This window comes from Butyrivibrio sp., from assembly GCF_017635265.1.
Lineage (GTDB): Bacteria > Bacillota > Clostridia > Lachnospirales > Lachnospiraceae > Butyrivibrio.
The window spans coordinates 44348-51436 of the sequence record NZ_JAGBLU010000025.1; the positions used below are offsets into that span (position 1 = coordinate 44348).

The window sequence follows — 7089 nt, forward strand, 5'->3', positions numbered from 1 at the left end:
ATAGGAGGTATGACATGACAAAGGCAGAAATTTTAAAAAGAGAAATCTTACAGCAGTATAAGAGTGTCAGACAGTTCGCAATAGATATGTCTATTCCATATAGCACACTTGTTACAGCACTTGATAGGGGAATCGAAGGTATGGCTTACGGTACAGTTATTAAAATGTGTGATCGTCTTAACTTGAATCCGGTTGATTTTTCAACACTTGAGCAGGGTACAGACCTTGGCAAGAAGATTGTTGAAAATCGTGTTATGCAGCAGTACGTTAAGCTTAACAAGGCTGGACGTAAGAAAATCCTTGATATGATGGGAGATTTTTCACAGCTTGACAAGTACCAGGCTGACTGATTAATTTAATAACGATATTAAAAAGCTCGCAGATTTGATATAATTAAGTCTGCGAGTTTTTTTATTGTGTTTTTTTGGAGGTCTATATGAAATATGATTATCTGGTAGTCGGTGCGGGGCTTTTTGGAGCAGTATTCGCACATGAAATGGCAGTGAAAGGAAAAAATATTCTTGTAATAGACAGGCGTAACCACATTGCAGGCAATATATATACTGAGAGTAAAATGGGAATAAATGTGCATAAATATGGAGCGCACATTTTTCACACGTCTGATAAAGAAGTATGGGAGTATGTCAACAGATTTGCCGAGTTTAACAACTATATCAACTGCCCTGTAGCATCATATAAGGATGAACTCTACAATCTTCCTTTTAATATGAATACGTTTAGTAAGATGTGGGGAATCAAGACTCCTGCAGAAGCTAAGGCTATTATAGAAAAACAGGCCGGTGAAGAAATTGAGCGAATGAACAGAGAAAAGGGAACTACAGAGTTTGTGGCTGACAATCTTGAGGAACAGGCTCTTTCACTGGCGGGAAGAGATATTTATGAGAAGCTTGTAAAGGGCTATACTGAGAAGCAGTGGGGAAGAGATTGCAAAGATCTTCCGGCCTTTATTATTAAGAGGCTTCCTATGAGATATATCTATGACAACAATTACTTCAATGACAGATATCAGGGAATTCCGATAGGAGGCTACACAGCTCTTGTCAGCAAACTTCTTTTGATCGGACAGGATGGGGAGTTGCCGTTTGTTTCAGGCAGTATTACGGTAAAGACAGATACGGACTATTACGATTTTGTCAAGATGAATGGAAATGTTCCTGCTAAACCTTTTGAGTCAGTAAATGGTGACAGTTTTGATAAAATTCTTTTCACAGGAATGATTGATGAGTTTTTTGGATATAAGCTCGGAACTCTTGAGTACAGATCACTTAGATTTGAAACTGAGGAACTTCCTGATGTTGACAACTATCAGGGAAATGCAGTTGTTAATTATACAGAAAGAGATATTCCTTATACACGTATCATTGAACATAAGCATTTTGAATATGGTACAGGAAAGGGAACTATTGTAACAAGGGAGTATCCTGCCAATTGGAAGCACGGCGATGAGCCGTATTATCCAATGAATGATGAAAAGAATAATAAGCTCTTTTCACAATATACTGAAATGGCTTCTGAATATGACGATATCCTATTTGGCGGCAGACTTGGTCAGTACAAATATTACAATATGGATCAAGTGGTCAGGGCAGCTCTCGACATGGTTTCGGAACAGGTGTAACTTAACAATAATTTATATTTTTTTAATTTTTATTTTGAATATCTTTATTGACTTATTTGCATTTTTAGGTGAATATATAAGTAACTAAAGGTGGCTAGATGTGCCCTCGTGCGATAGATGCCAAAGGAATGGCAGAGGAAAGGACTCGTACGTTATCACGGAAGAAAGGAGGGGCTACATATGGCAGGCGTTTCTTTGAATGGTGTTTATAACCATTTCATACAGGATTATGTATCTAAAGATGTGACACAGGCTGATGCCCATCGTAAGGATGAGCTTCGGGATGTGTATAAGTCTATTGCGAAAATCAATAAAAAGTCCCCTCTTTACTTGCTGACGGATGATGATACCAGCCGCAATGATGCGATTGATATAAAAGAAAGGGCAAGACTACTTCAGGGTAATATTTTTGGATTAAGTAATCAGGAAGATAAATCCTCGCTTAATCATACTTCTGCATATACAAGTGATGATGATAAGGTCAATGCAGCTTATATAGGTAAAACACCGGATGATGATGTTGGCAGTGCAGGATTTGATATTGAGATTTCCCAGCTTGCAACGGGACAAATCAATACAGGGCGTTATGTATCCAAGGATTCATCATCGCTTCTTGCGCCGGATAACTATGCATTTGATGTAAAAATTGACAGACAGGAGTACGAATTCCAATTCAGTATTTATAGGTCGGACAAGAATATAGATGTTCTGCAGAAACTCGAAAAACTTGTAAACAGGGCGGGAATAGGTCTTAGAGCGGAAATCGTTGAGGATGGAACTGACAGGGCTGCACTTCAGATTTCAAGTACTCATACAGGTATAAAGGCCGGAGAAAACAGCCAGTTTGAAATTTATGAATCCAGCGGGGAACTTTCAACCGGTTCGGTTGAAGCCTATGGTCTTGATAAGATTTCGTCACCGGCAACTAATGCGCACTTTACCTTGAACGGTGAAGATCGAATGGCTATATCCAATCACTTTACGGTTGGCGGCAAATTTGATATTCAGATAAAAGATATTACATCCTCTCCTATAAATGTCGGAGTAAAAAGGGATAACGAGGCGCTTGTAAAGCATATCGCGTCTTTGGTTGATAATTACAACAGCTTCGTACTTGATGCTTCCGGCAAGCAGGATGAAAAGTTTAAGAGTGACAAACTAAAGAGCGAAGCAATCGCCATTGCAAGGCAGTACATGTCAGGTATTGAAGATATGGGAATAAAACTTGAAGGCAATGGAACAATCTCAATAGATGATGAGATGTTGAGACAGGCAGTAGCCGGACTTCAGAATGATGAAATGCTTTCTCCCATAAAAAGCTTTACTGATGCGCTTATAAGCAAAGCAAAAGAAATAGCGGTTGATCCTATGAAATATGTTGACAGACCTGTAGTCAATTACAAGAATCCTGACAGCAAGGACAATACAGCATCTCCATATATTACAAGCGAATACTCGGGAATGATGTTTAATAATTATTGCTGAGAATGCGCTTAAGTTACCTTTTCTGCAGGAAGGTGACTTGAAATAATATATAGAAGCGGCACGCGTTATATGTGTGCCGCTTCTTTGCGTGCAGGTATTATATTTGTGGGAGACGGATGTATCGTGTATAATGCATGAGTGAGGTAAAAATGCATGATATTTGTGGTAACAATCACAGCAATGCTGCTTATTGGTATAGCTGCTGCTGAAAAATATAAGGTAAATATCGGAGATGGAATTGCGGTTTCCGGGGCGACGATTATTCTGTTGCTTTATGTTTTAGCGTTTTTTAGAGGAATGAAGCTTATAGGAGTGGTATCGATTGTGCTTGCCGGTGCAATTTTTTTGTTACCGCTTTTGAGACAAAAGAGCATCGGTGCATCGGGAGAAGCTGATACCCGGATAAAAAAATATACTAAATATTTGTTGAATCCGACATTTATTATGCTTGTAATCAGCGTAGCTGTTGTGAGTGTGTTGACTAGGGAAGAAATTTTTTCGTGGTGGGATGATATAAATTTTTGGTCATCTGATGCCAAACAGCTCTATTTTCTTAATGGTTTCCCGGGAAAGTATGGCAATGTTTCTCCTGAGTTTGGCGATTATCCGCCTGTAACCTCGATTTTTAAATGGCTCTTTTTGCAGATAAATGCTCAAAACTATAATGAGAGTTTGCAGTTTGCCGGTTATTTTGCGCTTAATATGGTATTCCTTATGCCGCTTGCGGGCATGGCCCAAGAGTGGATAAATGATGGCTGTGGACTGAAAAGCTTGAAAAGATACCAGGCATCTGTGGTTTGTTTTGCAGCGATAGCTCTGTTGCCGGGAGTATTTAATGGAATCATTTATTACGGAACTCCTGCGGATATTACGACGGGAATTATCTATGGTGCGTTGCTTTTGGCAATAAGTCAGCAGAACGTTGAGAGTGAGTTCTTTTATTACCTGCGTATTGCGCTGTATTCGTCTGTCCTTTTTTTGACTAAGTCTGTGGGAATTGAGTGGGCGGTATTTGCTTTGTTTTTTTACTTTATATATGGGAAAAAGAATCGGAAAATACTCATTCCGGTTTTTGTATCCGGAGGATTTTACGGAAGCTGGCTGCTTTTTTGTTTTATAAACAGGAGAGTGGCAAAGCTTACCGGAGCAGGGCTGAGAATGGCTACATCCGGAACATATACGGCACCTCAGAATACATTGGAAAAAGCGGGATATTTTATTGAGGGCTTTTTGACAATGCCTATGCATGCGGATTCCAATGTTACATTTGACATTTCAACAGGGGCAGCAGTACTTTTTCTGGCTGTATTTCTTTTATTGCTGAGAAAAAATAATGTTATTACAGCGGATAAAAGCAGGAGATTGTCTGTATTTCTTTTGATTTCAGGGGTGCTGTGCTATGGAATTATATTCCTTGCACATATTTCTATATTTCAGACTGAAGATCAGTATCTTGATGCATATGCCATGGCGGTATCAATTGCCAGATATGCATGCCCTTTTGCGTTAGGCGGATTTTATCTTTTGATGGGGATTTTTTATGACAATTGTGGAAAACTGTCATTCAAAACTAGAAAGAGACTTGGAACAGCATTTATTTTATTTATTCTTTTGACTGCCGATTATTCAGGTGCATATAAGCATTTGTGGGGCTATAGGAAAAATGTAGAGGAAATCGCAAATTACTGTTATGATATGGTTGGTGATGAGGGAAGAATTCTGGTGAATACCGTCGTAAATGAGAAAGGCCTTTGGGGAAAACGAGTGCTTGTTATGAGAGACGGACATACATATACCTGGGTTCATGATGCTTATATCAGTAAAGAAGCATCTCCCGTTGCCCTTGTTTATGATGGATACCTTGCTGAGCAGGAAACATCTGATGATATGGTGCAAAAGATACTTACAAGCCATGCCTCTTATATATATGTGGAGGATGCGGATGGTGTGATAGCAGGTCTTTTTGGACCGCTGGTCAAGGATGGGGCTGAATTTAAAGCCTGCACAGTCTATAAGATAGAGATTACCGATGGAGGAGTAGAGCTTACTTCAATATGAATATACCAATAATAATTCCGGCTTATGAACCAGATGAAAAACTGGTAAAGCTTGTGGAAGAACTTAATAGAGCAGAACTTAAGCCAATCGTTGTTGTAAATGATGGCTCTGATAAAGATAAGTTCGGAGGAATTTTTTCTAAGGTCAGAGAAAACGGGGCAGTTGTGCTGGAACATGCTGTCAACATGGGAAAGGGCAGAGCTCTTAAGACGGCTTTTAACTATTGTCTGAACAGGTATGAGGATCTTAAAGGGGTTATTACCGCAGACTCTGATGGACAGCATACTTTGGAAGATATCAGGAAGTGTATTGATGTTCTTTTAAGGAATCCTGACACTCTTGTTCTTGGAGTGAGAAATTTTGATGAGAGCGGAATCCCTGCCAGATCTGTGTTTGGCAATAAGGTCACAAGAAGAATTATGAAGCTTCTTGTTGGAATAGCCATAACAGATACGCAAACCGGGCTTCGTGGAATCGGACCTGATTTTATGAGATATCTTTTGACTGAGGATGGAGAAAGATTCGAATTTGAAACTAATATGCTTATAGCAACAAAGGATCAGGGAATAAAAATAATAGAGGTTCCGATAAGAACTATTTATTTAGAAGAAAACAAATCAAGTCATTTTAATCCGATTGTGGACTCTGTAAGGATTTATGCAATTTTTCTTAAGTTTTTGTTTTCGTCATTATCGTCGAGCGTTGTTGATATGGTAATGTTCAGCATATTTTGTGCGGTATTCAGAAATGTTCCGCTGGCCATAGGCTATATCATGGTGGCAACAATATTGGCAAGAGTTATTTCTGCAGTGTATAATTTCCTTATAAATTACAAAATTGTATTTAAGGGCAAGGGCGATACGGCTATGGCTGCGGTCAAATATTTTTTACTGGCAGTTTGCATAATGCTTCTAAGTGGTCTGTTTGTGACGGTAGGACATGGACTGTTTAGCGGCTTGCCGGAGATAGTTGTAAAGGTGCCGGTTGATTGCCTGCTGTTTTTACTTAGTTTTATAGTGCAAAGGGAAGTTGTCTATAAATAAAAAAAGTAATTGACTAAGATTAGTTACTATGATATATTAGACAAGCGACTAAAGATTTACGTCTTTTTTTTATGCAAAAAAATGATGATAAAAGGCGCAAAGTTAAGATATTTAGAACACGCCGGAGGTGAGATTATGCGTACAAGAATTACATTAGCATGTACAGATTGCAAGAATCGTAACTATGACACAACCAAGGATAAGAAGACACATCCTGATCGTGTTGAGATGAAGAAGTACTGCCCATTCTGCAAGAAGCATACTTTGCATAAAGAAACAAAGTAATTTCATCCTTATTAGGAGGGAGACTACGGGTATGGAAGAGACCAAGGTAGTAGATAACAAGTCTGAGCAGACTAAGACCTCTTCTGCCAGGAAAGCAAAGAAATCCAAGATTGCAGTATTGGCTGGCAAGATTTCAGATTTCTTTTCCGGAGTTAAGGCAGAGTTCGGCAAGATTATCTGGCCGACCAAGGACGATGTGATTAAGCAGACAACTGCAGTTGTTGTTGTTTCAATCATATGCTGTGCTCTTATTGCTGTCTTAGACTATGCGTTTGAATATGGTATGAATTTCATAACATCTATATTCTAATTTAAAGGAGATAATATGTCAGAAGAAATGGAAAAGTCTTTTGAATCTGATGAGCAGTTAACAAATGCTGAAGCTCCTGTTGGTGAAGAAGTAGAAGCACCTGTTGCTGAGCCTGTCAATGAGAATGCTCATTGGTATGTTGTTCATACATATTCCGGATATGAGAACAAAGTAAAGGCTAATCTTGAGAGCGCTATTATTAATAGGCATCTTGAGAATCAGATTTTTGAGGTTAGAGTTCCTCTGCAGGATGTTGTTGAAGTTAAGAA

Annotated in this window: 8 protein-coding genes; all 8 read left to right on the forward strand. The window is 38.9% G+C overall.

Annotated features, from left to right (window positions below):
- Positions 1 to 14 precede the first annotated feature (14 nt).
- Positions 15 to 350 (forward strand): hypothetical protein, encoded by a 336-nt coding sequence (locus J6O61_RS03305; protein WP_022774658.1) that lies wholly within the window; start codon positions 15 to 17, stop codon positions 348 to 350.
- An 86-nt stretch (positions 351 to 436) separates the two neighbouring features.
- Positions 437 to 1639: a UDP-galactopyranose mutase gene (glf, locus tag J6O61_RS03310; protein WP_292209566.1), complete on the forward strand. Its 1203-nt coding sequence runs from the start codon at positions 437 to 439 to the stop codon at positions 1637 to 1639.
- Positions 1640 to 1819: 180 nt separating this feature from the next.
- Complete coding sequence (gene fliD, locus J6O61_RS03315) at positions 1820 to 3124, forward strand: flagellar filament capping protein FliD (RefSeq protein ID WP_292209568.1); 1305 nt, start codon at positions 1820 to 1822, stop codon at positions 3122 to 3124.
- A gap of 153 nt (positions 3125 to 3277) precedes the next feature.
- Positions 3278 to 5182 carry a hypothetical protein gene (locus tag J6O61_RS03320; protein ID WP_292209570.1) on the forward strand — a complete coding sequence of 635 codons (1905 nt, stop codon included), beginning with the start codon at positions 3278 to 3280 and terminating at the stop codon, positions 5180 to 5182.
- Positions 5179 to 6225: a glycosyltransferase gene (locus tag J6O61_RS03325; RefSeq protein ID WP_292209572.1), complete on the forward strand. Its 1047-nt coding sequence runs from the start codon at positions 5179 to 5181 to the stop codon at positions 6223 to 6225. Before J6O61_RS03320 ends, J6O61_RS03325 begins: the two co-directional genes overlap by 4 nt.
- Before the next feature lie 135 nt (positions 6226 to 6360).
- Positions 6361 to 6510, forward strand: a complete 150-nt coding sequence (rpmG, locus tag J6O61_RS03330) for a 50S ribosomal protein L33 (protein ID WP_013281689.1) — start codon at positions 6361 to 6363, stop codon at positions 6508 to 6510.
- 31 nt (positions 6511 to 6541) lie between these two features.
- On the forward strand, positions 6542 to 6820 hold the full coding sequence (gene secE, locus J6O61_RS03335) for a preprotein translocase subunit SecE (RefSeq protein WP_330613716.1): 279 nt from the start codon (positions 6542 to 6544) through the stop codon (positions 6818 to 6820).
- Positions 6821 to 6835: 15 nt separating this feature from the next.
- The coding region (locus tag J6O61_RS03340) for a transcription termination/antitermination NusG family protein (RefSeq protein ID WP_292209575.1) at positions 6836 to 7089 on the forward strand (254 nt) is incomplete at its 3' end.